The organism is Flexivirga caeni (genome assembly GCF_003724155.1).
Taxonomy (GTDB): domain Bacteria; phylum Actinomycetota; class Actinomycetes; order Actinomycetales; family Dermatophilaceae; genus Flexivirga; species Flexivirga caeni.
On sequence record NZ_RJJQ01000015.1, the window covers coordinates 1 to 24,185 of the forward strand.

Here is a 24,185-nt window from a genome sequence, read left to right on the forward strand (position 1 = left end):
GGCAGATCCCACGGCCATCACCGGGCAATTCTCGTGACCGTCACCGGGCAGGTCTCACGACCGCCCCTGGGCAGAAATCACTGGCCCTTGACATGGGTGCACCTTCCCCGGGTGTGACCGGCCACCGGGCATGTGCGAAGTGCATCACGTGAACCCATGGTGGGCCGGCGGGGAAACGTGTTTGATCAACTCGGCCATGTTGTGCGTCTTCCACCACCACCTGGTCCACCGGCTCGGGCTGCTCGCGGCCGTCACCGCGGCCGGGGTGTGCTGGGACCTGACCCCCGGACGGATGCCCACCCGCGACGCAGCCTGAGCATCGCGGCCCCGGCAAGACAGCTGCCTGACCTGGGACCGGCAGCGCACCTGCCTGAGCGGCACCGGACCAGTGCGGCAAGCCTGGCCCCTGCGGCGCCTGATACTGGCCGTCGAGCCCCCGCAGATCTTGATCCCTGGCTTTCCGTGTGATGGCTCTTCGAGTGCCCGATGGGGCTCGTCTCTCCGAGCGGGGTGCAAACCCGCCGACCGGCATACGACCTCGGGCTGCGCGCTCCTCTCGCCGAGCGGGGTACAGCCGCGCCGACCGGCATACGACCTCGAGCTGCGCGCTCCCCTCACCGAGCGGGGTAGAAGCCCACCGAACGGGGTACAACCACGCACGCTCACCGGCCGGTTTTCTACCCCGCTCGATGCCGAAGTACCCCGCTCGATGCCGAAGTACCCCGCTCGACGAAGGGGCGAAAGGCGCGGGGTGCCGCCTACCGTGCCCGTGTACCGACCGCGCGAAGGTGCAGCCGCCAGTAGGCGAACTCCTGGTCTCCGGACGAGGTGCTGATACGCCGCTCGATGCGTTCGCTGTCACCGATGGCGAACCGCACCGGTGAGCTGAAGTAGGGGGCGTTCCAGGTGAAGGTGTGGAACTCGCCGAATTCACCGCACGGATCGCATCCGGCCGGAAGGGTGCGGACGAAGGACCTGTCGACTGGCACGCCAAGGTGCTCTCGATCGAGCACTGCCGCGTTGACGACCACGGTGATGGCCTCGATGCCGCTGGCGAGAAAGTCCTCGCTGCACTCCTGCGGCGACATGCCCCACAGCGGTTCGATGACCTTCACACCGAGTGGCGCAAACTGAATTTCCTTGTACTGCAACACATCTGAATGCTCCAGGTCCCCGAATGCACATCCGGTGATCCCTTCCGAGCGAAGCCTGCGCGTCTCGACCTCCATCGCTTCGTTATACCCGTCGAGGCCAGCACCGTGCAGTTCGACAATCCGCAGTGGCAGACCAATGGCAGCCGCCTGAGCCTGCAGCAACGCCGTTGGCAGGCCGTGCACCGTGGATTCGTCCCTCACGGCGTGCACCGTGGTCAGGAGGCACCGCACGTCATACCGCTCATCGGTCAACAACCGGCCGAGCGCGTGCGCGGAGTCCTTGCCGCCGCTCCAATGGAACGCCACCGGCATACGCGTCATGTGCTCACAACCAGTTGCGACGCTTGAAGATGACGTACAGGCCGACCGCGATGCAGACGATCAGCAGGGTGGAACACCAGAAACCCCACTCCTTGGAGAATCCGGGGTAGGGGACGTTCTGTCCGTACCACCCGGTGATCGCGGTCGGTACGGCGATGATGGCGGCCCACGAGGTGAGCTTTTTCATGATGTTGTTCAGCGCCGCATCACCGAGCGCCAGGTTGGTGTCCTGGACGGATTCCAGTGTGTCGCGCAGGGATTCGGACCATTCGGCCACGCGCATCGTGTGGTCGTAGAGGTCCTCGTAGTAGGGCAGCAGGCCCCGGCGATCCTGCTCCCCGGCGGCTCGCCGCAGCATCGTGGTCACGACCTCGCGCATCGGCAAGGTCACCCGACGCATCCGGCTGATCGCCTTGTGCAGGGTGAAGGCCCGCCGCGCGATGGCCGGCCCGGCGTGCTGCTGGTCGAACAGGCTGCTCTCCAGGTCATCGACGGCCTCGTCGATGCGGGTGATGACGCTGAAATAGCCGTCCACCACGGTGTCCAGGATCGTGTGCAGCAGCGCCCGCGGGCCGAGCCCGACGAGATCCGGATCATCCTCGAAGGTCGCTTCGACCGTGTCGATCGGGAAGTCGCCGCCCAGGCGGACGGTGACGACGGCCCGAGGCAGCACGATGATCGAGAGGCGGTGCAGTTCGTCATCCTCCGCCATACCTTCGACCGTGAAGCAGGTGACGAAGACGTACGAATGGAAACGCACCGCCTTGGGCCGCTCACTCTGGCTCAGCGCGTCCTCGACCGTGTGCTTGTCGAGACCGGTAGCATCGGCGAGATCCTGGACGTCATCCTGGGTGGGATCGAGCAGGTCCACCCAGGTGAGGGTGTCCTCCTGGTCGAGCAGTTGCGGGAGGTCGCCCAAAGCGACGTCTTCATTGCTGAGTGTGCCCGAACGCCATACGCGCGTGCGACGTTCGCAGGTCGTCACTTGGCGAGACTGATGTTGTAGTAGATCTTGTCGGTGACCTTGGTGACGGTGGCGACCAGTGCCACCTGTTTGCCGTCGATCTGCGCCGTGCAGTTGCTCGTCGAGCCGACCTTCCCCTTCAGGTCGCTGTCACAGTGCACGTCGCCGATCTTCGAACCGGTCGCCGCCGCGCTCGCCTTCTCCTTGATCTGCGACTGCAGATCGCTCTTCTTCACGATCTTGTCGCCGCAGCCGGCCACCAGACCGACGACGGCCACACCCGCAACCACCGTCGCAAGCCCGCGTCGCAGCGACCTCTTCTTCGTCACGCCCATCACCCGCGCGAGTGTACGTCGTCCCCGTGGCAGGTGGTATGGCGAAGGCCCCGCGCCGCTCACAGGTCCCCGAGCAACCGGAGCGGACGCTCCACTGCGTCCGCCACGAAGCGGAGGAAGCCGCCGGCGACCCCGCCGTCGCAGACCCGGTGGTCGAAGGTCAGCCCGAGTTGCACCACCTTGCGCACCGCGAGCTCGCCGTCGACGACCCACGGCCGGTCGATGATGCGCCCGACACCGAGCATCGCGGCCTCGGGATGGTTGATGATCGGGGTGCTGCCGTCGACCCCGAACACGCCGTAGTTGTTGAGGGTGAAGGTCCCGCCGGTCAGGTCGGCGGGAGCGAGCGTGCCGGCTCGGGCCGCATCGACCAGCTGCGCCATACGGTCGGCGAGCTGCCGTGTCGTCAGCAGGTGCGCGTCGTGCACGACCGGCACCACCAGCCCACGCGGTGAGTCGGCGGCAAACCCCAGATGTATGGCGCCGTGGCGCACGATCTCCTGGCTTCCGGTGTCGACCGATGCGTTCAGCTCCGGGTAGCGGCGCAGGGCAGCGACGCAGATTCGGCCGAGCAGCGCCAGCAGCCCCGCGCGTTCGAGCCCGATCGCGCGGCGCGCCTCGATCAGCTCCGTGGCGTCCGCGTCCACCCAGGTCGTCGCGTCGGGGATCTCGCGGCGCGAGGTGGTCAGCTTCTCGGCGACCGCGCGGCGGACACCGGTGAGCGGGATGCGGCTGTCGGGCCGGTCTCGATCCGTGTCTGCTCCGCCGCGCTCCTCGGGCGCTACTCGACCGGCCAGGGCCTGCGGTTCTCCTTGCCCGGCCACCGTCTCCGGTTCTCCTCGACCGGCCAGCGTGATTGCGGCAGCGGCTTCGACATCGCTACGGCGGATGACGCCATCCGGTCCGGGGGTGATGGTGCGCAAGTCGAGTCCGTGGTCGGTCGCGAGTTTGCGCACGATGGGAGAGATGACCTTGGGCGCGCTCGCAGGTCGAGTGACGGTCTGGCGAGCGAGTGACGGCGTCATACCGCCGTCAGTCGGCGAGGAAGCCGTCACTGGCGATGAGGGGGCGGGCGTGGTGGGGGTGGAACGTGCGGCACGTCGGTGGCGCGCCGCACGCCGGGTGGCCGAGGATGTGCTGGCCCCCTCGGAGGTGCCGTAGCCGACGAGCACCGCACCGGACGTGCCGGCTGCGCCGTCGTCGGAGTCGACCGTGATCAATGCGGCCCCGACGGCGATCGTGTCGCCGACGGACCCGTGCCGGGTGTGCACGCGCCCGGCATACGGGCAGGGGACCTCGACGGTCGCCTTGGCCGTCTCGACGACCACCACGTGCTGGTCGATGACGACCTCATCCCCGTCGGCGACCAGCCACTCGACGAGTTCGGCCTCGGTCAACCCTTCGCCGAGATCCGGCAGTGTGAACGTCTGCTCAGCCACGAGCGCCGACCTCCGCGTAGGTCAGGTCCGGCTGGTCGTCCCACTGCAGCCGGGCGATCGCGTCCAGCACGCGCTCGACGCCGGGCAGGTAGGTCTTCTCCAGCATCGGGGCAGGGTATGGCGTGGGCAGCCCGCTGACCCGGCCCACCGGAGCGGCGAGGGAGTGGAAGCACCGCTCGCTCACGCGCGCGGCGATCTCGGCACCCACGCCCGCGAAACCCTGGGCCTCGGCCAGGACCACGCACCGGCCGGTGCGCCGCACCGAGCGCACCACGGTCTCGTCGTCGAAGGGGACGATCGTGCGCAGGTCGATGACTTCGACGCTCCAGCCCTCGTCGGCCGCCGCCTCGGCTGCCTTGAGGGCGGTCGGCACGGATGCACCGTAGGTGACCAGGGTGACGTCGTCTCCGTCGCGGCGGACCTTCGCAGTGCCGAAAGGCGCTCGCGTGCAAGGGAGTTCGATCTCCTGCTTGGACCAGTAGAGCGCCTTCGGCTCCAGGAAGATCACCGGGTCCGGGTCGTCGATCGCCTCGCGCAGCAGGCTGTAGGCGTCGGCCGCGTCGGACGGTGTGACGACCTTCAGGCCCGGGGTGTGCGCGTAGTAGCCCTCGCTGGAGTCGCAGTGGTGCTCGACGCCGCCGATGCCCCCGGCATACGGGATGCGGATGACCAGCGGGAGCCCGACCCGGCCGGAGGTCCGGTTGCGCATCTTCGCGACGTGTGAGGTGATCTGCTCGAATGCCGGGTAGGCGAACGCGTCGAACTGCATCTCGACCACCGGCCGAAAACCGGTGAGGCACAAGCCGATTGCGAATCCCACGATGCCGGACTCGGCCAGCGGGGTGTCGAAACAACGCTGCTCGCCGAACTCACTCGTCAGCCCGTCGGTGATGCGGAAGACACCGCCGAGGGTGCCGACGTCCTCCCCGAAGACCAGCACATTGTCGTCGGCGGCGAGCGCGTCGCGCAACGCGGCGTTCAGCGCGCCGCCCATGGTCACCGTCATGACGAAACCTCCTGCGAGTCGGCGGCAAGCTCGGCCGCGACCATCGCGCGAGCCTCGTCGAGTTGTGGCGTCCGCTGCGCGAAAACGTTGTCGAACAACGACATCGGGTCGACGGTGACGTCGGTGTTCATGCGTTCGCGGACCTCCGCGGCAAGTGCCTCGGCGGCGGCCCTCGTCGCCGCGACCACGTCGTCGTTGAGCTCGCCACGGCCCCGCAGCCACGCCTCGACGCGGGCAATCGGGTCCCGCTCGAGCCAGGCGGTGACCTCGTCCGACGAGCGGTATCGGGTCGCGTCGTCGGCGTTGGTGTGCGACTCCAGGCGGTAGGTGTGCGCCTCGATCAGGAACGGGCCCTTGCCGCTGCGGCAGTGCTCGACCGCGTGATCCATGACCGCGAGCACCGCGGCCGGGTCGTTGCCGTCGACCTGCTCGGCGGCCACGCCATACCCAATTCCCTTGTAGGCCAACGACGGTGCGCGGGTCTGCTTCGAAAGCGGCACGCTGATGGCGTACTTGTTGTTCTGCACGAAGAAGATCACCGGCGCCTCGAAAACCGCCGCGAAGTTGAGCGCCTCGTGGAAGTCGCCTTCGCTGGTGGCGCCGTCGCCGATGAAGGCGAGCGCGACGTGGTCGGTGCCGCGCCGCTTCTCGCCGTATGCCGCGCCTGCCGCGTGGATCAGCTGTGTCGACAGCGGGGTGCACTGTGCGGCGGTGTGCGTAGCGATCGGGTCGTAGCCGCAGTGGCTGTCTCCGCGCAGCAGCGACAGGACCTCGATCGGGTCGATGCCGCGACTGGCCAGCGCCATCGAATCGCGGTAGGTGGGGAAGAACCAGTCGTCCGCGGTGATCGACAAGATCGCACCCACCTGGCACGCCTCCTGGCCGCGCGAGCTCGGATAGACGGCCAGCCGTCCCTGCTTGGTCAGCGCCGTCGCCTGCGCGTCGAACCGGCGGCCGAGCACCATCGCGTGCCAGATCTCGCGCAGCCGTGCCGCACTCGGCATCGGGTAGTCCCGCCGGGTGCCCGCCTGCTCGACCTCTGCCCCGGTCGGGTCGATCAGTTGCACCGGATTGGGCGAGGGCAGCAACGCAGCCGTCATCGCCTGGGCTGTGGTCTCCATCACTCCAGTGTGCCGCCAGCTGGGCAAATTGCCTCGATGGGGCGCGTCATACAAGACGTATGGCGGCATACTTCAGGTATGACGCCACAACAGTCAACCACGGAGCCGTCCAGTCCGGGCGCGGCTGGACGGTCGGCCACCCCGCGACCACTGGACGAGGTCGATCGGCGCATCGTCGGCGCACTCGAGCGTGACGCGCGCCTGTCGGTGCGCTCGCTCGCCGAGCAGTTGCACCTGTCGCGCGCGGCGACCTACGCCCGGCTGCAGCGGCTGCTGGACGACGGGGTGATTGCCGGATTCGGGGCGCGCATCGTGCCGCACCTGGCGGGCCTGCACACCACGGCATACATTGCGCTGCAGATCGAGCAGAACACCTGGCGGTCGGTGTCGGCCGCGCTCGCCGAACTCGACTACATCGACTCGATCTCGTTGCTGGCGTCCGAGTTCGACGTGCTGGCGCTCGCGCATGCGCCCGACAATCAGGCGCTGCGTACCCTCGTGCTCGAACGGATCCAGGCCATCCCGGGCGTGCTCGGCACCCGGACCTGGCTGGCGTTCGAGGAGATTCGCGGGGCCGGCACGCCCTGGGTGAGGTGACTGAGCCGGACGACGGGACCTCAGCGCAACAAGTCGCCGCGGCCGAAGAGCTCGGCGGTCGCGGCTGCCGACGGTGACCCCGCCTGCACGTCCGCGCCGGCGTCAAGCAGCAGCCAGACCACCGTGTCCGCAGCCTTGAAAACCGCTCCTGCCAAAGGCGACTGGCCGCGATGATTGAGCCGGTTGACGTCGGCGCCACGCTCCAGCAGGGCCGTCACGGCGCCCGCGTGGCCGTGGTATGCCGCCAGCATCAGCAGCGTGTTGCCACAGGAATCGGCGAGGTCCACCGGCATACCGGCGTCGAGCTGGGCGACCAGCCCGGCCACGTCTCCGGTGCGCGCGAGGTCGGTGCGCGGGTCATCGGCAGACGCCGCCCGGGCAGCATCGTCGGTCCTCGCGTTGCTCATAAGGTGAGCCTAACCGACCTGTGAGGATTCTGAACAGGCAGCAGAAGACGCCGGACCCGGCGCAGGGTCACGCCCGGGCGGAAGCCTTCGCGTCAGCCTTCGCTTTGTCCGCGGCCTTCTGCTGCGCTTTCAGCATCGGCGGCGGCAGCGTTCCGGCGCTGCGGGTGTAGTAGTCCGCGGCCTTGCGCTGGGCGAACGCCTTGAACCCGGCCGTGACCGCGGTCGACACCAAGGTGAAGACCGCGACCTGCATCGCGGAGAACTCCGGGTCGTATCTGCCGGTCGGCGGCTTGTTCCCGGTCGCGGTCTTCCACACCGAGGTCGTGACCTTCGTCGCCGCCTTGCCGGCCGCGATGCCGGACACCGTCGCGAGCACCTTCCACGCGATCCCACTCATAGCCCTGCGACCTTTCATTCGTATGCCGGCGCGGCCCGTCATACACCACGCGCTCTCGGGACCGAGCCTGCCACATGCGGCGCGAACCCGTCCGGCCCGGACAATTCATCGGGAACACATGGTTCGCTCCACAGGTCGCCCTCTACTATGTCGCGAATGGTTGCCGCAGGGGAGGAGAGCGTCCCCACTTCACTCCTCTCCCGGGTGCGGTGGGATGTCGTGCGCTGGGCCGCGATCAGTGTCTACCTGGTCGCGCTCGCCATCTTCTGTGTGACCCGTGGCGTGCCGATGGACCGCGCCGGGCTCACCCTGTGGATCGTCACCGGGCTCAGCGCCGTCTGCATCGGCAAGGGCTGGCGGGCGTGGGGCCGGATGATGCTGGACTGGCTGCCGTTCCAGGGAGTGCTGCTCCTGTACGACTACAGCTACGGCGCCGCGTCATACTTCAGCGGCGGCTTCATCGACGGCTTCCCGATCCAGGGCGCAATCAACCGCATCGGCATGCCGCTGCACGTGACCTTCCCGATCCGGGTCGACGAATGGCTGTTCGGCGGGCACCTGCCCAGTCAGTGGGTGCAGCAGCACTTGAGCGGTGCCGTCAACCAGGCTCCGTGGTGGTCGATCTTCATCACTTTGTGTTATTGCAGCCATTTCATGGTGTCGCCTATCGTCGCGGCGGTGCTGTGGATCCGCTCCCGCGAGCGGTTCCGCGCCTGGGCCGCGCTGCTCGTCGCGCTCGCCGTTGCGGGCATTGCGACCTACTTCGTCTTCCCGATGAGTCCGCCGTGGCTCGCGTCGCAGCAGGGCTACATCTCGGGCACGCCGGTCTATCGGCTGTCCGGGCAGGGGTGGTCGTGGCTGGACTTCCACGGCGCCGCCCAGGTGCTCGGCGACGCGCAGGATCGGTCCAACCCGGTGGCGGCGATGCCGTCGCTGCACCTGGCGACCGCGACCCTGGTCATCGGCTTCTTCTGGTTCAGCGTCCGCCGGTGGGTGCGGCCGTTCCTGCTGCTCTACCCGGCGCTGATGTCGTTCACGCTCATCTACTCCGGTGAGCACTACGTGACCGATGAGATCGCCGGCCTGCTCTATGCGGTGGTGCTGCTGGCGGCATGGCGCGTCCTGCGCCGCCGGCCGCTGCATCTGCCCGGGTGGCTGGGCGGAGCCGGAGTGCTATCGAGCTGGCGGGCGACGGACCGTGAGGCACTGCTCGACCCGGCCGACCGGCCCGTGGACGTCGTGCAGCACGGATGAGGTGAGGCCGAGTCCGTCCGGTCCGAAGGTGACGCTCGTGTCGAGCCCGACCCACGCCGGGTCGGGCCGGCGCACGAAATGCAGCGTCAGGTCGACGTTCGGGAACATCAACTCGTCCGGACGCACCCGCGTTGCAATGCCGTTCGCCGTATCGACGAGCATCGTGTATGCCGCCAGCGGCGCCGCCTCGACGCCGTCGATCAACGGGTGGCTGGAGCGGACCCAGGCCTGCCGGCGGCCGCCCCGGCCGCCCGGCACGGCGGCAACCTGCAGGGAGCGGATGTAGCCGCCGGGCCACTCGCCGGACATGGGCATCGGTTCGGCGTGCTCCGGGCCGGACATGGCCGGGAGTTCGCTGCCGGCATACTCGCCCAGATCCGACACTGCCAGTCGCCAGGCTCGCGCCCGGATGATGTCGCGCCCGCCGATCGTCAGCGTGGCTTCGAGCAGCTCGATGGTGCGGCCCGGCCGGATCGTCTCGACCCGGATCGTGCTCTCCTGCAACGGGATCATGCCGAGGATCTCGAAGCAGATCCGGCCGATCTGCATGCCGGCGCGATGCTCGTGCATCGCCAGCTCATGCGTGATCAGGCCGCTGATGGGGGCCATGTGCTGCTCGGTTTCCTGCCACGCGCCCTGCACGTGCGTCGTCGGCTGGTAGACGCCCGGCCGCACGGGGCGGTAGTAGGCGTCCGGGGTGGCTGCGTTGGGGGCATCGGTCACGGGACAGCAGCGTAGGCGACCAGGAGAGCGGCCGGCGCAGGTGCGTTGGGGGCGGGTCACCGTGAACGGAATATACCCATGGGGGGTATGGTTGCGGTGTCTGGAGGTACGCGTAGATGAGCCAGCAAGGTATGACGACACAGGACCACGCACCGTTGCAGGTGGAGTTCGGCATCACCGGGATGACCTGCGCCTCGTGCGCGATGCGCATCGAGAAGAAGCTGCGCAAGATCGACGGCGTCGACGCGACAGTCAATTTCGCGACGGAGAAGGCGAAAGTGTCCTATCCCGAGCGGGTCTCGACCGAGGAGCTGATTGGCGCCATACGGGCTGCAGGGTATGACGCAGCGGTCCCGCAACCAGCGCGTCCGGTGGCCGAGGATGCCGCTCCCGTGCCCGACGAGACCGCGCAGTTGCGGCACCGGATGATCGTCAGCTGGGTGCTCGCGGCGCCGGTGATCGTGCTGGCGATGGTGCCGGCGTTCCAGTTCCGCAACTGGCAGTGGCTCTCGCTGGTGCTGACCGCGCCCGTGGTGGTCTGGGGCGGTCTGCCCTTCCACCGGGCCGCGTGGGCAGGACTGCGGCATCGCGCGACGACGATGGACACGCTGGTCAGCATCGGCACGATCGCGGCGTTCGGCTGGTCGCTCTATGCACTCTTCATCGGGGATGCCGGCATGCCGGGCATGCACCACGGCTTCTCGCTGACCACCGCGCCGAGCGAGGGTTCGCGCACGATTTATCTGGAGGCAGCCGCCGGGGTGACGGCGTTCCTGCTGACCGGCCGCTATCTGGAGGCGCGCTCCAAGCGGAGTGCCGGAGCCGCGCTGCGAGCACTGCTCGAGCTCGGTGCGAAGGACGTCTCGGTGCTGCGCGACGGGCGCGAATCCACCATCCCTGTCGAGGAATTGCGCGTCGGTGACCTCTTCGTCACCCGGTCGGGCGAGAAGATCGCGACCGATGGCGAGGTCGTCGAAGGCACCTCGGCGGTGGACAACTCGGCGATGACCGGGGAGTCGGTGCCGGTCGAGGTCGGACCGGGTTCCGCAGTCACCGGCTCCGCCGTGAACGAGGGAGGCCGGCTTGTCGTGCGGGCCACGCGGGTCGGCGCGGACACCGCGCTGGCGCAGCTTGGCCGGCTGGTCGAGGAGGCGCAGACCGGCAAGGCGCAGGTGCAGCGCCTGGCCGACCGGGTGTCCGCGATCTTCGTGCCGGTGGTGCTGGTGCTCGCGGTGCTGACCTTCCTGGGCTGGGCGATCATCGGCGGATCGGTCGTGACCGCGTTCACCGCCGCGGTTGCCGTGCTCGTCGTCGCCTGCCCGTGCGCGCTGGGCCTCGCGACGCCGACTGCGCTACTCGTCGGAAGCGGGCGCGGCGCGCAGCTGGGGCTGCTCATCAAAGGCCCGGAGGTGCTGGAAAACACTCGCACCGTCGACACCGTGCTGCTGGACAAGACCGGCACGGTCACGACGGGCGTGATGCGGGTGGTGCGCGTCATACCCGCGGAGGGGGAGCACGAAGGCGACGTGCTCGCGCTGGCTGGCGCGCTCGAACACGGGTCCGCGCACCCCATTGCCCGGGCGATCTCCGACGCCGCCACAGAGCACGGCACGCTATTGCCCGTCGACCGGATGACGGATGTCAGCGGTCTCGGCGTCACCGGTGAGGTCGACGGCCGCGAGGTCATCGTGGGGCGCCCGAACCTGTTGCAGCGCAGCGGTGTTGAACTACCGGCCGAACTCGCATCGGCCATGCGGGACGCGGAAGGCGCCGGTGAGACCGTGGTGGCGGTGGCCTGGGACGCCGCCGCCCGCGGGCTGATCACGATCGCCGATGAGATCAAGCCGAGCTCGGCGACCGCGGTCGCCGAGCTGCGCCGGCTGGGCCTGTCACCGGTGCTGCTCACCGGCGACAACGAGCAGGTAGCCCGCACGGTAGCGGCGGCTGTCGGCATCGACGAGGTCATCGCCGGAGTGCTGCCGGAGGAGAAAGCGTCGCGGGTGCGCGAGCTGCAGGCCTCCGGGCGGGTGGTCGCGATGGTCGGTGACGGCGTGAACGACGCTGCCGCGCTCGCCCAGGCCGACCTGGGCATCGCGATGGGCACCGGCACCGATGTTGCCATCGAGGCAAGCGACCTGACGTTGGTGCGTGGTGACCTGCGCGGTGCCGCCGACGCAATCCGCTTGTCCCGCAGCACGTTACGGGTGATCAAGGCCAACCTGGTGTGGGCATTCGGCTACAACGTGGCGGCGATCCCGCTGGCGATGAGCGGCCGGCTCGGGCCGATGGTCGCGGGGTTCGCGATGGCGTTCTCGTCAGTCTTCGTGGTGCTGAACTCGTTGCGGCTACGGCGCTTCCAGCCGCTGCCCTGACGGGTGTCCGCGTGCGCACCCCCCACCTGATCGAGAGGACCCCTTAGATCACGAACGGACCCCATATTGGGCCCCACATGGGGTCCACTCGATCGGTTTGGGGTCCTCTCGATCACGGGGAGGGCGGGGACGCCACGGCGAGGCCGAGGGAGTCGACCAGCGCTTCGAGGCCGGACTGCCAGCCTGCGGACACGTTGCGGACCTTCCAGGTGTCACCGCGACGGTAGATCCGGGCCAGCACTGCCGCGCGTTCGTCGGTCAACTGTGCCGGGAGGCGGAACTCCTCACCCTGGTCGCCGTTGCCGGCATACACGGTCGTGCGCAGGTCCGCGAGTTCCCCGAGTATGGCGGGAGGGTCGACCGCGACGCCCACGACGACCGCGCGCACCTGCTCACCGAGAGCCGACGCGTCGAACTCGACCCGGCCGGAGTCGGTGAGCCGGACGACGCCGTCCGCGGAGGTGCGGTTGTTGAAGAAGACCAGACTCTCGTCGTCGATGGCATGTTCGCCGGCGCCGACCTCGCACGCGATGAGGTCGACCGGCGCACCACTGGTCGCCTCCACCCGCACGGACAGCCGCGTCGACGACAGCGGTGCGTTCTGGCCGCGCGACAAGGTGAAGACGGCCTGGCGTGCCGACCCGATGACGGCGGTCGGAGCGACGGGTGTCGCGGGCTGTCCTTCCGGCAGGTGCGCGACGCGCACCGGCGCCAGGTGACGCGGTGACGTCCGCTCGCCAGCGATCGCGGCTTGCAGGAGTCGCGCAAACTCCGTCGCGCCCTGTGGCCGCGCGGCCGGGTCCTTGGCCATCGCGGACTCGATGACCGCACGCAAGGGCGCGGACACCGAGTCCGGCAGCGGCGGCACGGGCTGCTGCACGTGCGCGAGCGCGAACCCGATCGCCGTGTCGGCATGGAAGGGCAGTCGCCCGGTCAACAGCTGGAACGCGACGACGGCCAGCGAGTAGACGTCGGACTCCGCCGTTGCCTCCTTGCCCATTGCGGCCTCCGGCGCGAGATATTGCGGCGTCCCCATGACCTCTCCGGCACGGGTCATCGACGACGCGTCGAGCGCCCGCGCGATGCCGAAATCGGTGAGTTTGGCGACGGATTCGTCGTCGACCACGATGTTCGCGGGCTTCACGTCGCGGTGCACGATGCCCTTGGCGTGTGCTGCGTGCAGTGCGTTGGCCGCCTGCACGAGCAGGTGCACGGCGTCCGCTTCGGGCAACGGCGCACGCTGGGCGATCACCTGCGAGAGCGGCTCGCCCTCGATCAGCTCCATCACCAGGAACGCCGTGCCGCTGTCCTCGCCGTAGTCGTGGACCTGCGCGATGTTGCCGTGGCTGAGCCGCGCCGCATTGCGTGCCTCGGTGCGGAAGCGGGCGAGGAACTCCGGGTCGTCGGTCAGCCCGGTCTTGAGCAGCTTGATCGCGACGGGGCGCTCCAGCACCGAGTCGGTGCCGCGCCATACCTCGCCCATGCCGCCACCGGCGATCCGCGAGTCCAGCAGGTAGCGGCCACCGATCTGCGTGCCGTTCGTGCGCTCCATGTCGCCTGAGACCCTCCGAGTGTTTCGCTGCAGCCTAACGACGTCCGAAAGACGGTCGCACGTTCCATTGCGGACTCGGTGGGGGCTTACATTGTTCCCCGGAACCTTCCGAGCCGAACAGGACCCCAGTGAGCCGTCTCCGCAGCGTCTTCGCGGACACCCGACCCTTGCGCGTTCCAGCCTTCCAGCGGTTGTGGACCGCCAACATCATCACCGTGATCGGGGCGCAACTCACGGTCGTGGCGGTGCCGGCACAGATCTACGCCGAGACGGACAGTTCGGCATACGTCGGCCTGACCGGTGTCTTCGGGCTGGTCCCGCTCGTCGTCTTCGGCCTGTACGGCGGGGCGCTCGCCGACGCGATGGACCGGCGGCTGCTGCTGCTGATGTCGACCGTCGGGCTGATTGCGTGCAGTGCGATCTTCTGGCTGCAGGCGGCCGTCCGGCTGCGGAACGTGTGGTTCATCCTGGTGCTCTTCGCGGTGCAGCAAGCGTTCTTCGCGGTCAACCAGCCGACCCGGACGGCGATCCTGCCGCGGCTGATCCCGCTGGACCAGTTGCCGGCCGCCAACTCGCTGAACATGACCGTCATGCAGTTCGGCGCGATCGCCGGCCCGCTCGTCGGCGGCGCGCTGATCCCCGTCCTCGGCTACCAGTATCTCTATCTGACCGACACGATCTGCCTGTTCGCGACGCTCTGGGCGGTGATCGCCCTGCCGTCGATGCCGCCGGAGCACCGCAATGTGACGAAGGCCGGACTGCGTTCCGTCATCGACGGATTCGCCTACCTGAGCAAGCACAAGGTGCTGCTGATGTCGTTCCTGGTCGACATCATCGCGATGGTGTTCGGCATGCCGCGGGCGCTCTTCCCGCAGGTCGCGCACCAGAGTTTCGGCGGCCCCATCGACGGCGGTGTCGTGTTCGCGTTGCTGTTCGCGGCGATCCCGGCCGGTGCGGTGCTGGGCGGGATCTTCTCCGGGTGGGTCTCGCGGGTCGAGCGCCAGGGCCTGGCGGTGGTCTGCGCGATCGTCGTCTGGGGTGCCGGGATGATCGTCTTCGGCGTCGCGGTCGGTATGGCGGGCGGCCGTCCCGACGGGTTCCTCGCCATCGCGCTCGCCGGCCTCGTGGTGGGTGGCGCGGCCGATATGGCGTCAGCCGCGTTCCGGTCGACCATGCTGCAGGAGGCGGCCACCGACGAGGTGCGCGGCCGGCTCCAGGGTGTCTTCACCGTGGTCGTCGGAGGTGGCCCGCGCATCGCGGATGTCGCGCACGGCGGTCTTGCCGCGGTCGCCGGGACGGCCGTCACCGCTGCCGGTGGCGGGGTGCTGGTGGTGGTGCTCGTGCTCGTTGCTGCGGTCTCGATCCCCGTGTTCGTGCGCTACCGGGTGGTGCGCGCCCCGGCGCTGTGTGATTGAGCGGCACATATCCGCATTGGGCGGCACAATAATTCGGGTGAATTGCTGTGCCGCTCAATGCGTTGGTGTGCCGCACGATCAGGGTGGACCGGCCCTACGCGCTCGCCGCCTCGGACGACTTCTCGTCGGCGTGACCGGACCACCAGGCGAGGTGGCCGGTCAGCGCGGTGAGCGCGGGCGTGAAGATCGTGGCCATCACGAAGGCCGCCATCACGATGCCGCAGGCGAGAGACCCGTCCCCTTGACCATCGCATGGAGTTGGTCGCGCACAGTTTGGGCGGTGTCGTTGAGCTGCTTGTAGTTGTCCCGCGTCTGCTGTGGCGTCTCGAAGAGCAGCGTCTGCACCAGCTTCTTGGGCGACGCGGGCGCCGGGATGACCTGCTGGACGTTCTTGATCTTCTTGGCGCTGATCTCGGCCGCGAAGGACTTCACCTTTGCCTGGTCCGCGGTGGTCAGCGGCTTGCCGTCGGTGCGCTCGAAGACGCCGATCATGGTCGGGGTGAACGCGGCCGGGAACGCCTTCGCCTGCACGTCCGCTGCCTTGATCTACTCGTAGTGCCGCGGCAGGAAGTCGCTCTCGTTGCTGCTGTTCAGCAGCGCCGGGCGAGCGCGATGATCACGACGGCAGCCACGATCCAGTCGGCGATGATCTGCCACGGGTGCTTGACGACATACCGGCCGAGACTGGCGAACCCTGTGCTCCCTGAATTCGTGACGGGGAAGGCCCGCGGTCGTATGACGTGGCGGGCCATTGATCTTCATGCCCCGCGGCAACCGGGCGCGCATTCGACCTCCGGCTGCTGCGCCGCTTCGGTGATCGAGCGGCACACTAACGCATCGAGCGGCACACATATGCGAGCCGGATTTCTGGTCCGCTCAATGCATTTCTGTGCCGCTCGATCCGTGCCGGCCTGAGACGATGTCCGACGTGGAACCGCCGATCCTCTTCTCCGTCGCCCCCGACTACTACCGCTTCGCTGTCGCGGAGTTGCGCGCTGCCCTGGATGTCACGAAGGTGCAGCGCGTCGGACCGGACGCTGGTGTTGCGCACCTGGGTTCGGGCGATCTCGCCGGCGCGGCCGACGCGTGCTGGGGTGGCGAGATCCCCCTGGTGCGGCATCTCGCGCGCGCGGACGCCGTGCGGGGCGCCGGCAGCGTTGACACCGCGGCGGCGCTCGCGGAGTGGGCGGCCAGCGTGCTGCTCGCCGCACTGGACGTCGGCGACACGATCAGCCTGCACACCTGGGACAGCGGCGACGCCGGTTTCGCGCCGGGCAAGGTGCGCCGCCCGTTGCTGGAACTGTTGCTGGACAACGGGATCCGGGTGGTCACGACGGGCGCCGACACCGTCGGCAGCGTGTGCATCGGCACCGACCGGATCACCGCAGGAGTCAACCCGGCCGCGGTGTCGCTGTGCGATTGGCCGGGCGGTCGCATCCGGCTGGCGACGCGGCCGGAGCAGGTGTCGCGTGCGGAGTTCAAGCTGGAGGAACTCTTCTCGTACGTCGAGGCGCCGCGCGGCGATGTCGCGGTGGACCTTGGGGCCAGTCCGGGCGGCTGGACGAGAATCGTGCATTCCCAGAGGTTTCGGACCGTGCACTCCGTCGATCCGGCAGCGTTGGATGAGCGGGTGCTGGCGCTCCCTGGCGTCATACACCACCGGCAGACTGCCGGTGACTTCGTGAAGGCGTATGACGGCGAGGCCGTCGACCTGATCGTCAACGACATGCGGATGGTGCCGCAGCTGACCGCGCACACGATGGTGGAGGCAGCGCGGCTGCTGCGGCCTGGTGGATCGGCGATCGTCACCCTGAAACTCGGCACCAACAACCCCGAGAAGCAGATCGACGACGCACTCGCAGTGCTCACGCAGGCCTACGACCCCAGCTTCATGCGGCAGTTGCAGCACAACCGGCACGAGGTGACGGTCGTCGCGACCCGGCGTGCCACTTGATCGAGAGGACCCCTTATGCATCGAGCGGACCCCATAACAGGGCCGATTTTGGGGTCCCCTCAATGCGTTGTGGGTCCTCTCGATCAGAGCGCGGCAGCGGCGCGCAGGTGCCGGCGCTCCAGCAGGCTCCAGGTGGAGCTGGTCAGCAGATAGAGCATCGCGGCCAGCGGCATGAACGCCGCGAAGAGCACCGACCCGAGTGAGAGGTATGGCGTCACCCGCCGCATCCGCTCGGCCACGGCGGCAACCTCGGGCGGCTGGCCTGCGGGAAGCGCGAGTTCCGGCAGGTGCGTGCGGGTGTCGAGCACGGTGAGCCAGGCGACCGCGACGATGAGCGCCAGCACCACGCCGAGCACGAATATCCCCGGCACGCCGACGACCAGCAGATGCCCGGACATCGGGACGCCGAGCAGTGACTGGTCGAGCAGCAGGTTCTGCTGGCCGGCGATCACCGGAGTGGTGAAGAGCCGGTAGATCGTCGCGAAGACCGGCGCTTGCGCGAGCGCGGTGAGCAGGCCCGGCCGGCGCATCAGCGGGTGCAGTGCCAGCCGGGTCAGCAGGGTGAGCGCGACGACCAGGGCCGCCGCGGGAACGTGCCTCGCCAGCGGCGCGACGACGGCATAGAGGAGATGGACGAACGGGTCGAGCACGGCAAGAATATGCATGGCGAAAGAGCCTCCGGATCAAGGGAATTGACGGGTGATCGGAGGTGACCCCAGCAGTGGGTCAGGCCGGGGCCACCGCAGTCGCCCCGGGTGCTCGCGGCCGGGAATGGCCGGCTGCGTCCGGATGAGTGCTCGGGAGTATGACGTCCGGCGCCCGCGCGCGGTGCGGTCCGACGCCTGCCTGCGCGGCCGGCTGAGGGAGCACGACGTGCAGCGCCACGAGGGCCAGCAACGCGGTCGCGATGACGACGCTGATGACCACTGACGAGGGGGTGCCACCCGCAAGAGACGCGAGCAGACCGAAAAGCACCGCCATACCGGCGAAGTGGGCGCGGGTGCGGTGCACGTTCTCGGTCAGTGCCACGTCGATCAGTCTGCGCCATACCGCGCGGGAGCGGCAAGGCGGCGGGAGTGGTTGAGTGGGGTCATGGCTGACATGGCGACACTGACGACGGACATCCTGGTCGACGCGTTCACTCGGGTGCGCGACGAACTACCTTCGCAATTGGACGGATTGAGCGCAGAGGAACTGAGGTGGCGCCCCGCTCCGGACGCGAACCCGATCGGCTGGCTCGCCTGGCACCTCACCCGGGTGCAGGACGACCATCTCGCGGGGGTCGGCGACGTCGAGCAGGCGTGGACCAGCGGCGGCTGGGCGGCGCGTTTCGGGCTGCCGTATGACGAGGGCGCCATCGGCTACGGGCAGACGAGTGCGGACGTCGGCGCATTCACGGTGCCTGACGCGTCGCTGCTGATCGGTTACCACGCAGCGGTTCACGACCTGAGCGTCGAGGTGGTCACGCAACTGCACACCCCGGCGGACTACGAGCGCATCGTCGATGAGCGCTGGGATCCGCCGGTGACCGCGGCCGTGCGCATCGTTTCGGTGATCGGTGACATCACTCAGCATCTGGGGCAATTGGCTTATGTACGAGGGCTTCTCGATCAGCGCTGAGATCAGCGACCCAACCTGCGGACGGTCTTCGGCGTCATACGAAGCAGAGGTCGATCACTGAGCGATCGGCCGTGAGTGGGAGATGATCACGATGCAACGCGCACGCATTGCACTGGCCGCCACCGGTGGGCTGATGCTGCTCCTCACCGGATGCAGCTCGAGCGGTGGAAAGACCGCCGCGCAGTCGCCAGCGAGTTCGTCCACATCGAGCGGCGCAGGACAGTCGTCCAGCCAGGCACCGAGCACCTCATCGACCGCATCGGCAGGGGGATCGAGCAGCACGTCCACGAGTTCGCCTGCCCCCGCTACGTCGTCAGCCGGCAAGCAGGTGCCGCGATGCACGGTCGCGCAACTGAAGGTCTCCGTCGGCATGGGGAACGCCGACATGCAGGGTGCGCATCGGCCGCTGCAGTTCACCAACATCGGCAAGGCGGCCTGTGAGCTCACCGGCGCGCCAGGGGTGTCGTATGTCGCCGGCAACGATGGTCACCAGGTCGGATCGGCGGCGCAGCGCATCATCGGTCACCAGCAGGTTGTCATCCAGCCGAACGCCACTGCCTCCGCGGGGCTCTTCCTGTCCAGCGCGCCGCAGAAGTCGAACTGCACACAGATGAAGGTGCGCGGCATCCGGGTCTACCCGCCGGATTCCTACCAGGCGGCGTTCGTGCCGATGCAGGGAATCACCTGCAAACCGCCGCAGAACGGCCCGTTCCTGCGGGTCGGTCCGATCCTGCCCGGACCGAACAACGACGGGGTATGACGTAGTCGTCATACCCGTCGCCCCGGCTGTGACCGGGCGGGCTACGGACGCCACGGGCTTCCCGGTCCGCCAGGGCCCCAGGGTCCTGGGCCACCCGTGTGCTCGGTGACCGAAGTGAGGTTCTTGTCGACCGTGACGAACGCGCGCTTCCCGTCGTCCGTGCCGAGCACGAAGTAGGTGCCGTCACGGCCCTTGAGCACGGCCTTGACCTGCACGCGTGGCTTCTTGGCTTTCACTGCGGCGGTGACCTTGGCCAATTCGGTGCCGGTCACCTTGCTGGCCGGTCGCATCCGGCCCGGGCCGAAGTCGGGGCCACCGGTGCAGTGCGGTGCGAATGCGGGTCGTGCAGGCTGGGTGGTTGCCGATGGGGTCGGACCGGCGCCATGGGCGGCAAGTGCCTCTCCGGCGGACACCGTGCCGCCGAGGACGACTGCGCCGGCCAGGCCGAAGCCGATCATGAGGGACACGCGCTTTCCGGTCATCTTCTTCTCCTGTCATTCTTCGGGATTCAGCCGAGTTGTCTCGGCGGGAGATGTGGGCAGGCCCGGGTCTCAGCGGCGCCGCCGGTGGGAGGCCGCTGCGTAGGCAGGGACGCCGACGACGGCAACCACCAGGTGCATGGTCATCAGTGCGAGCACCCCGGCGAGGTTGCTGTGGGGGATGAACCGCGTTGCCAGCAGCACCAGGTCGGGCGTGAACGACGCGATCACGGCGACCGGAACGACGATGCGAAGCGTCGTGCGCGGCTGCCGTGCTCGACGCAGCAGCATGGACCAACCGACCCAGCCGGCAAGTAGCCCGGCGACGGTGAACAGACCGAAGACCGGCAGCTGCAGCGGCCCGAAGGCGTGGTCTGCACCTGTCTGGACGCCAATCGCGGCAACCAGCGCATTGACCGCGACGGCGAGGACGGCCGCGCCGCCCAGGATGCCGGTCGTGGACCACGGGAGGCGTGTGGTCGCTGGTGAGCTTGGTGTCGCCGGATGCGCGTGGGGCGGTGTGACGAGGTGGGACATGTCGGGCTCCCTGATGCTGAGTTGCCTTCAAGCTATTACGAGACCAATTAGTACCGTAATAATACGGAACTAACAAGTCCCGAAAGATAGGATTGCGCTGTGAGCCGACTCGACAGCCCCCCGGATGCCCAGCGGTCGACCGAGTCTCGCGTTGAGTCGGCTCCGGCCGTCCGGCGCGCCGGACGGCCGCGGGATCCGATGCTGGAGTCGGCGATGCTGTCCGTCACTCGGCGCTTGCTGATCGAGCATGGGTATGACGGCATGACCGTCGAAGCAGTCGCCAAAGCTGCTGGGACCGGGAAGGCTGCGCTCTACCGGCGCTGGCCGGGCAAGTCCGAGTTGGTCATCGCCGCTGTGCGCGCGCTCCAGGCCCCGGTGGTCGTTCCTGACACCGGCTCACTTCGGGGGGATCTGCTCGAGTGCGCGCGCCACTACACCAGTGGCCACGAGGAAGCGGCGTTGGTGATGGGCGCTCTGCTCAGCGACGCGACGCGCCATCCCGAGCTCGGCAAGGCCGCGTATGACGCAATCGGCGCGCCGCCCGCCGCGGCATTGGCCGCGGTGATCCGGCGCTGGACGGATCGGGGGGTGATCAAGGCATCGGCGCCGATCGAGTTGATCGGCGGGCTCCTGCCCGCGATCGCGTTCCGGAACGTCGTCATGCGGCGGACGCGGCTTGACGTCGGCACTGCGGAAACGCTCATCGACGGTGTTCTGTTGCCAGCGCTCACCGCGGGCCAGGTGGACTGACCCGGAGCGAAGCCCGCAAACGCACCCAGGTTTTCCCAGCGAGCGGGTCAGATGACAACTACGTCGAGTTCGGGGTAGCGGTCCAGGAGCTTGCGATCCAGGGTTGTCGGCGAGCTCGACATGCAGAGTGCGAACGCCGCTAGGTAGTCGTCGGCCTACAGTTTGTGGCTGCGATCGTCGGTCGCCGACAGGCGCCGGAACCCATCGGTGATCCCGACTGGTTCATCGTGCCAATCGAACCGCTCGTCGGACAGGACGATATCTACGACATCCCACGCCTGGCGGCTGCTCATCGCGTCGGCGGACATGACGGCAGGGTTGGACAGGACGCGCATCAGGCTCATCGCCGTCACTCGGCAGACACCGGACCGGCCCGACATCGAGGAGAGTCACCCGAACGCCTGATGCAGGTCGTCTGCTTCCTGCGCAAGCGCGTCGGCCGCTTCGATGTCGGCCTGGGTGACGGTCGGATCGTCAGATCCGACCAGCGGGAACGACACTCGTCGCCCTGGCCGCGACCGGCCGATCTCGGTGGCCACGGCACGTTCGAAGAGGTCCTTCAGCGACTCCCCACGGGTCGCGGCTCGCGCCTTGGCGGCCCGCATCAGCTCGTCGGGGAGATCCACCGTTGTACGCATAAAACATATTACCCGCCGTGGGATGCGGGGGCCTCGTCGGAGGTTGAGGGCATGGCGCAGCTGCAGGTTCGCGTGCTCATTTCGTGCCCAGTGGGTTGCCCATTACTGTCCAGGACAGCAAGAACCCCGGTTTCCCGGGGTTCTTCGCTGGATGTGGCGGTGGGAACCGTCGCTGGTGCGCCCGCTCGTTCCTCGCGGCCCCCAGCTCCTCCCAAATCCCGCTGCATCCAATCACACGAAGAGGGACCCCGACGGAAATACGTGTCGGGGTCCCTCTTCTTGGCGGTGGCGGTGGGATTTGAACCCACGGTGGAGTCGCCCCCACACAACATTTCGAGTGTTGCACCTTCGGCCGCTCGGACACGCCACCGCCGACGAGAGTACCGGACCGCTGCGATCGCGCCAAAACGGATGCGAGGCAGCAGCCTCGATACGCCTCCCTCGCTGCGCTCCTCCGGTTACTCGGCCACCCAGGCGAGCTACGGCGTGGGGGTCGAGCAGCCGGGCGGGAGCGAAACCTTTGCAGGGGGAGCGGACTTGATCGTGGGAGCTTCGTCGCCCAGCACCACGTCGACCGAGTCGTCGGTGCGGCCGTCCTGGACGAGGGTCGCGCCGTGGAGGTACTTCTCGACATACGTCGTGGCGTCCTTCTTGCCCTTCGGCCCGAAGCGGATCTGTCCGACACCGCTGAGTGACTCCTTGTAGGGGTCGTTGCTGACCGTGCCGATCGTGAACCCGTGCGTCTGCAGGGCCGCGGCCGTCCGCTTCGCGACACCGCTGTCGGATGAGGCGTTGTAGACGTTGAGGGTGAAGATCGACTGCGGCGGCGCGGTGGTGGTCACGGCGCACGATGACGAGGCCGACGGCGACGATTCGGTCGACTTGCGCATGAACGCCAGCGCGTAGAACAGGGCGCCGAAGAGGAGCAGCACGGCGACAACGAGCACGATGATCGAGCGGCGCTGCCGGCGGCGCCGGGCATGGGCCAGGCCGTCCTCGCGGACGTAACTCATCGCCGCCCCCTCCTGCGTCGGGTGCGGCGATTCGTCCTGAGCCCTGGTGGTCGCTTGCTCATGGGCATCCCCTCCTGAGCCCTGGTGGTCGCTTGCTCACAGCACCAGCACCCGCGCATGCAGCACCGGCCGTTGCTGCAGGGCTGCGCGCAGCGCCCGGTGCAGGCCGTCCTCGAGATAGAGGTCGCCTTCCCAGGCGACGACGTGCGCGAAGATGTCGCCGTAGAACGTTGAATCCTCCGACAGCAATGTGTCCAGATCGAGGGTGCGCTTGACCGTCACGAGTTCGTCGAGCCGCACGACGCGCGGCGACACGGTGCTCCAGTCCCTCGGACTGACCAGGCCGTGATCAGGGTAGGGTCGCCCGTCGCCCACCGCCTTGAAGATCACAGCGCCCAGCTTAGGTGTCCCTGCCTGGCGAAAGTCCGCGTGTCCACGCGTGGCGCGCCCGTTCTCGGGCAGCGCGGCGGCATAGACAGGCACAAGGTCACGTCGCACAGCCGCGGCTCAGGAGCTCTTCGGCGACTTCTTCGCGGTGGTGAGCGGTCTGCACGTGGGCGTCGGCGATGGCGTCGGCTTCGGCGTCGCCTGCGCGGCCGGCACGATGGCGCTGTCGGTCCACTTGCTGCCGATCACGATGTCGACGGTGGCGTTCGAGCGGCCGTCCTGCACCATCTGAACATCGTGGAACTGCAACGCAACTCGCTGCGCTGCCGGCGCGCCCTGCTCGCCATACCGGATGATGACCGCGTGGTCGGGATAGAAGTCGCTGGTGTTGCCGACCTGGGCGACGTGGAAGCCGCGCTTGCGCATGTCTGCGGCGACGTCGGTCGCCGTACCGGGTATGACGAAGGCGTTCAGTACGTTGACGGTGATCTTCGACGGCGGTGGCGGTGGCACCGGCACGAGCGCGAACTTCTGGCCGATCACGACGTCCACACTGGGGTTGGTGCGGTTGTCCTCCTCCAGCACCGCGTCCTTCACCTGTTGCGCGACGGTCAGCGCAATCTGCTTGCCGTTCGGCCCGAACCGGATCTCGGCGTGTGCTGGGGGAGACTCGCCCGACGGATCGTTGCCGGTCGCGATGATGTGTAGCCCGCGCCACTTCAGCTGATCGGCGACGCTGGCCGCTTGCCCGTTCGTGCCGGTGGCGTTCCAGACGTTGATATAGATCGAACTGAGCGGGATCTTCATCGACGGGGCGGCGAGCGCGGCCGAGCAACTGGACGTCGCGGCCGGTGTCGAACCGGAGCCACTGCACGCGGCAAGTGCGGGTATGGCGAGTGCGAGGGCAACGGTCGTCCCCACCGCGTGCCTGCGGGTCAACCCCATCCTGCCACCCTGTGTGCCCCGAGAAGAATGTCTGTCACCAGACAG

At 68.3% G+C, this 24,185-nt stretch carries 31 protein-coding genes and 1 tRNA gene; 9 read left to right on the forward strand and 23 right to left on the reverse strand.

Going from position 1 to position 24,185, the window contains the following annotated elements; translation table 11 throughout:
• Nucleotides 1–181: 181 nt before the first annotated feature.
• Nucleotides 182–316: a hypothetical protein gene (locus EFY87_RS21180; RefSeq protein ID WP_281276207.1), complete on the forward strand. Its 135-nt coding sequence runs from the start codon at nt 182–184 to the stop codon at nt 314–316.
• A 442-nt stretch (nt 317–758) separates the two neighbouring features.
• On the opposite strand, the gene EFY87_RS13590 is transcribed toward EFY87_RS21180, so the two are convergent.
• The 6 genes from EFY87_RS13590 to EFY87_RS13615 form a co-directional block, all read right to left on the reverse strand.
• On the reverse strand, nt 759–1,475 hold the full coding sequence (locus EFY87_RS13590) for a Dph6-related ATP pyrophosphatase (protein ID WP_123272040.1): 717 nt from the start codon (nt 1,473–1,475) through the stop codon (nt 759–761).
• Nucleotides 1,476–1,479: 4 nt separating this feature from the next.
• Nucleotides 1,480–2,460, reverse strand: coding sequence for a magnesium transporter CorA family protein (locus tag EFY87_RS13595; protein WP_158607636.1), 981 nt, complete (start codon nt 2,458–2,460; stop codon nt 1,480–1,482).
• The gene (locus tag EFY87_RS13600; protein WP_158607637.1) at nt 2,457–2,768 is read right to left on the reverse strand and encodes a DUF4333 domain-containing protein; all 312 of its coding nucleotides are present in this window, start codon (nt 2,766–2,768) and stop codon (nt 2,457–2,459) included. Before EFY87_RS13600 ends, EFY87_RS13595 begins: the two co-directional genes overlap by 4 nt.
• 65 nt (nt 2,769–2,833) lie before the next feature.
• A complete protein-coding gene (locus EFY87_RS13605) occupies nt 2,834–4,213 on the reverse strand; it encodes a dihydrolipoamide acetyltransferase family protein (protein WP_123272043.1) in 1,380 nt (459 codons plus the stop codon).
• Nucleotides 4,206–5,219, reverse strand: coding sequence for an alpha-ketoacid dehydrogenase subunit beta (locus EFY87_RS13610; RefSeq protein WP_123272044.1), 1,014 nt, complete (start codon nt 5,217–5,219; stop codon nt 4,206–4,208). The genes EFY87_RS13605 and EFY87_RS13610 overlap by 8 nt, the downstream gene beginning before the upstream one ends.
• Nucleotides 5,216–6,340 (reverse strand): thiamine pyrophosphate-dependent enzyme, encoded by a 1,125-nt coding sequence (locus tag EFY87_RS13615; protein ID WP_123272045.1) that lies wholly within the window; start codon nt 6,338–6,340, stop codon nt 5,216–5,218. The genes EFY87_RS13610 and EFY87_RS13615 overlap by 4 nt, the downstream gene beginning before the upstream one ends.
• A gap of 78 nt (nt 6,341–6,418) precedes the next feature.
• Here EFY87_RS13615 and EFY87_RS13620 point away from each other — a divergent pair, with 78 nt between their 5' ends.
• On the forward strand, nt 6,419–6,937 hold the full coding sequence (locus EFY87_RS13620) for an Lrp/AsnC family transcriptional regulator (protein ID WP_123272046.1): 519 nt from the start codon (nt 6,419–6,421) through the stop codon (nt 6,935–6,937).
• Between the two features lie 20 nt (nt 6,938–6,957).
• Here the strand turns inward: EFY87_RS13620 and EFY87_RS13625 are convergent, their stop codons facing one another.
• Nucleotides 6,958–7,344, reverse strand: coding sequence for an ankyrin repeat domain-containing protein (locus EFY87_RS13625; RefSeq protein WP_123272047.1), 387 nt, complete (start codon nt 7,342–7,344; stop codon nt 6,958–6,960).
• A gap of 67 nt (nt 7,345–7,411) precedes the next feature.
• Complete coding sequence (locus tag EFY87_RS13630) at nt 7,412–7,741, reverse strand: DUF4235 domain-containing protein (protein ID WP_158607638.1); 330 nt, start codon at nt 7,739–7,741, stop codon at nt 7,412–7,414.
• A 156-nt stretch (nt 7,742–7,897) separates the two neighbouring features.
• On the opposite strand from EFY87_RS13630, the gene EFY87_RS13635 reads away from it, so the two are divergent.
• Entirely contained in the window at nt 7,898–8,995 is a 1,098-nt protein-coding gene (locus EFY87_RS13635) for a phosphatase PAP2 family protein (protein ID WP_158607639.1), read from the forward strand.
• On the opposite strand, the gene EFY87_RS13640 is transcribed toward EFY87_RS13635, so the two are convergent.
• On the reverse strand, nt 8,915–9,718 hold the full coding sequence (locus EFY87_RS13640; RefSeq protein WP_123272050.1) for a thioesterase family protein: 804 nt from the start codon (nt 9,716–9,718) through the stop codon (nt 8,915–8,917). The two genes, EFY87_RS13635 and EFY87_RS13640, sit on opposite strands and share 81 nt — an antisense overlap.
• 116 nt (nt 9,719–9,834) lie before the next feature.
• On the opposite strand from EFY87_RS13640, the gene EFY87_RS13645 reads away from it, so the two are divergent.
• A complete protein-coding gene (locus EFY87_RS13645) occupies nt 9,835–12,090 on the forward strand; it encodes a heavy metal translocating P-type ATPase (protein ID WP_245988641.1) in 2,256 nt (751 codons plus the stop codon).
• A 112-nt stretch (nt 12,091–12,202) separates the two neighbouring features.
• Here the strand turns inward: EFY87_RS13645 and EFY87_RS13650 are convergent, their stop codons facing one another.
• Nucleotides 12,203–13,642 carry a protein kinase domain-containing protein gene (locus EFY87_RS13650; protein WP_123272052.1) on the reverse strand — a complete coding sequence of 480 codons (1,440 nt, stop codon included), beginning with the start codon at nt 13,640–13,642 and terminating at the stop codon, nt 12,203–12,205.
• A 167-nt stretch (nt 13,643–13,809) separates the two neighbouring features.
• Between EFY87_RS13650 and EFY87_RS13655 the strand changes: the two genes are divergently transcribed.
• Nucleotides 13,810–15,057: an MFS transporter gene (locus tag EFY87_RS13655; protein ID WP_245988642.1), complete on the forward strand. Its 1,248-nt coding sequence runs from the start codon at nt 13,810–13,812 to the stop codon at nt 15,055–15,057.
• Between the two features lie 210 nt (nt 15,058–15,267).
• Here the strand turns inward: EFY87_RS13655 and EFY87_RS13660 are convergent, their stop codons facing one another.
• Nucleotides 15,268–15,588 (reverse strand): hypothetical protein, encoded by a 321-nt coding sequence (locus tag EFY87_RS13660; RefSeq protein ID WP_123272054.1) that lies wholly within the window; start codon nt 15,586–15,588, stop codon nt 15,268–15,270.
• Between the two features lie 59 nt (nt 15,589–15,647).
• On the reverse strand, nt 15,648–15,809 hold the full coding sequence (locus EFY87_RS20345) for a hypothetical protein (RefSeq protein WP_158607640.1): 162 nt from the start codon (nt 15,807–15,809) through the stop codon (nt 15,648–15,650).
• Nucleotides 15,810–15,976: 167 nt separating this feature from the next.
• Here EFY87_RS20345 and EFY87_RS13665 point away from each other — a divergent pair, with 167 nt between their 5' ends.
• Nucleotides 15,977–17,011 carry an SAM-dependent methyltransferase gene (locus tag EFY87_RS13665; RefSeq protein ID WP_245988643.1) on the forward strand — a complete coding sequence of 345 codons (1,035 nt, stop codon included), beginning with the start codon at nt 15,977–15,979 and terminating at the stop codon, nt 17,009–17,011.
• Nucleotides 17,012–17,094: 83 nt separating this feature from the next.
• On the opposite strand, the gene EFY87_RS13670 is transcribed toward EFY87_RS13665, so the two are convergent.
• Nucleotides 17,095–17,676 (reverse strand): membrane protein insertase YidC, encoded by a 582-nt coding sequence (locus EFY87_RS13670; RefSeq protein WP_148043338.1) that lies wholly within the window; start codon nt 17,674–17,676, stop codon nt 17,095–17,097.
• Between the two features lie 61 nt (nt 17,677–17,737).
• On the reverse strand, nt 17,738–18,040 hold the full coding sequence (locus EFY87_RS13675) for a DUF6412 domain-containing protein (protein ID WP_220093632.1): 303 nt from the start codon (nt 18,038–18,040) through the stop codon (nt 17,738–17,740).
• Between the two features lie 63 nt (nt 18,041–18,103).
• Between EFY87_RS13675 and EFY87_RS13680 the strand changes: the two genes are divergently transcribed.
• Nucleotides 18,104–18,631, forward strand: coding sequence for a mycothiol transferase (locus tag EFY87_RS13680; RefSeq protein ID WP_245988644.1), 528 nt, complete (start codon nt 18,104–18,106; stop codon nt 18,629–18,631).
• Between the two features lie 54 nt (nt 18,632–18,685).
• On the opposite strand, the gene EFY87_RS20350 is transcribed toward EFY87_RS13680, so the two are convergent.
• Nucleotides 18,686–18,919, reverse strand: a complete 234-nt coding sequence (locus EFY87_RS20350) for a hypothetical protein (RefSeq protein WP_158607641.1) — start codon at nt 18,917–18,919, stop codon at nt 18,686–18,688.
• A gap of 40 nt (nt 18,920–18,959) precedes the next feature.
• On the opposite strand from EFY87_RS20350, the gene EFY87_RS20355 reads away from it, so the two are divergent.
• Nucleotides 18,960–19,391: a DUF4232 domain-containing protein gene (locus tag EFY87_RS20355; protein ID WP_281276208.1), complete on the forward strand. Its 432-nt coding sequence runs from the start codon at nt 18,960–18,962 to the stop codon at nt 19,389–19,391.
• 41 nt (nt 19,392–19,432) lie between these two features.
• Here EFY87_RS20355 and EFY87_RS13690 read toward each other — a convergent pair whose 3' ends face one another.
• On the reverse strand, nt 19,433–19,873 hold the full coding sequence (locus EFY87_RS13690; protein ID WP_123272057.1) for a hypothetical protein: 441 nt from the start codon (nt 19,871–19,873) through the stop codon (nt 19,433–19,435).
• A gap of 69 nt (nt 19,874–19,942) precedes the next feature.
• Entirely contained in the window at nt 19,943–20,407 is a 465-nt protein-coding gene (locus tag EFY87_RS13695) for a DUF6069 family protein (RefSeq protein WP_123272058.1), read from the reverse strand.
• Nucleotides 20,408–20,506: 99 nt separating this feature from the next.
• Here EFY87_RS13695 and EFY87_RS13700 point away from each other — a divergent pair, with 99 nt between their 5' ends.
• Nucleotides 20,507–21,157, forward strand: coding sequence for a TetR/AcrR family transcriptional regulator (locus tag EFY87_RS13700; protein ID WP_245988645.1), 651 nt, complete (start codon nt 20,507–20,509; stop codon nt 21,155–21,157).
• A 155-nt stretch (nt 21,158–21,312) separates the two neighbouring features.
• On the opposite strand, the gene EFY87_RS13705 is transcribed toward EFY87_RS13700, so the two are convergent.
• From EFY87_RS13705 to EFY87_RS13730, 6 genes are all read right to left on the reverse strand, one after another.
• A complete protein-coding gene (locus EFY87_RS13705; RefSeq protein ID WP_123272059.1) occupies nt 21,313–21,501 on the reverse strand; it encodes a hypothetical protein in 189 nt (62 codons plus the stop codon).
• A 45-nt stretch (nt 21,502–21,546) separates the two neighbouring features.
• Entirely contained in the window at nt 21,547–21,783 is a 237-nt protein-coding gene (locus EFY87_RS13710) for a hypothetical protein (RefSeq protein WP_220093633.1), read from the reverse strand.
• Between the two features lie 292 nt (nt 21,784–22,075).
• Nucleotides 22,076–22,165, reverse strand: a tRNA-Ser gene (locus EFY87_RS13715).
• A 109-nt stretch (nt 22,166–22,274) separates the two neighbouring features.
• Nucleotides 22,275–22,808, reverse strand: a complete 534-nt coding sequence (locus EFY87_RS13720; protein ID WP_123272061.1) for a LytR C-terminal domain-containing protein — start codon at nt 22,806–22,808, stop codon at nt 22,275–22,277.
• Between the two features lie 96 nt (nt 22,809–22,904).
• Entirely contained in the window at nt 22,905–23,198 is a 294-nt protein-coding gene (locus tag EFY87_RS13725) for a type II toxin-antitoxin system VapB family antitoxin (RefSeq protein ID WP_123272062.1), read from the reverse strand.
• Nucleotides 23,199–23,315: 117 nt separating this feature from the next.
• Nucleotides 23,316–24,140: a LytR C-terminal domain-containing protein gene (locus tag EFY87_RS13730; RefSeq protein WP_123272063.1), complete on the reverse strand. Its 825-nt coding sequence runs from the start codon at nt 24,138–24,140 to the stop codon at nt 23,316–23,318.
• Nucleotides 24,141–24,185: the final 45 nt, after the last annotated feature.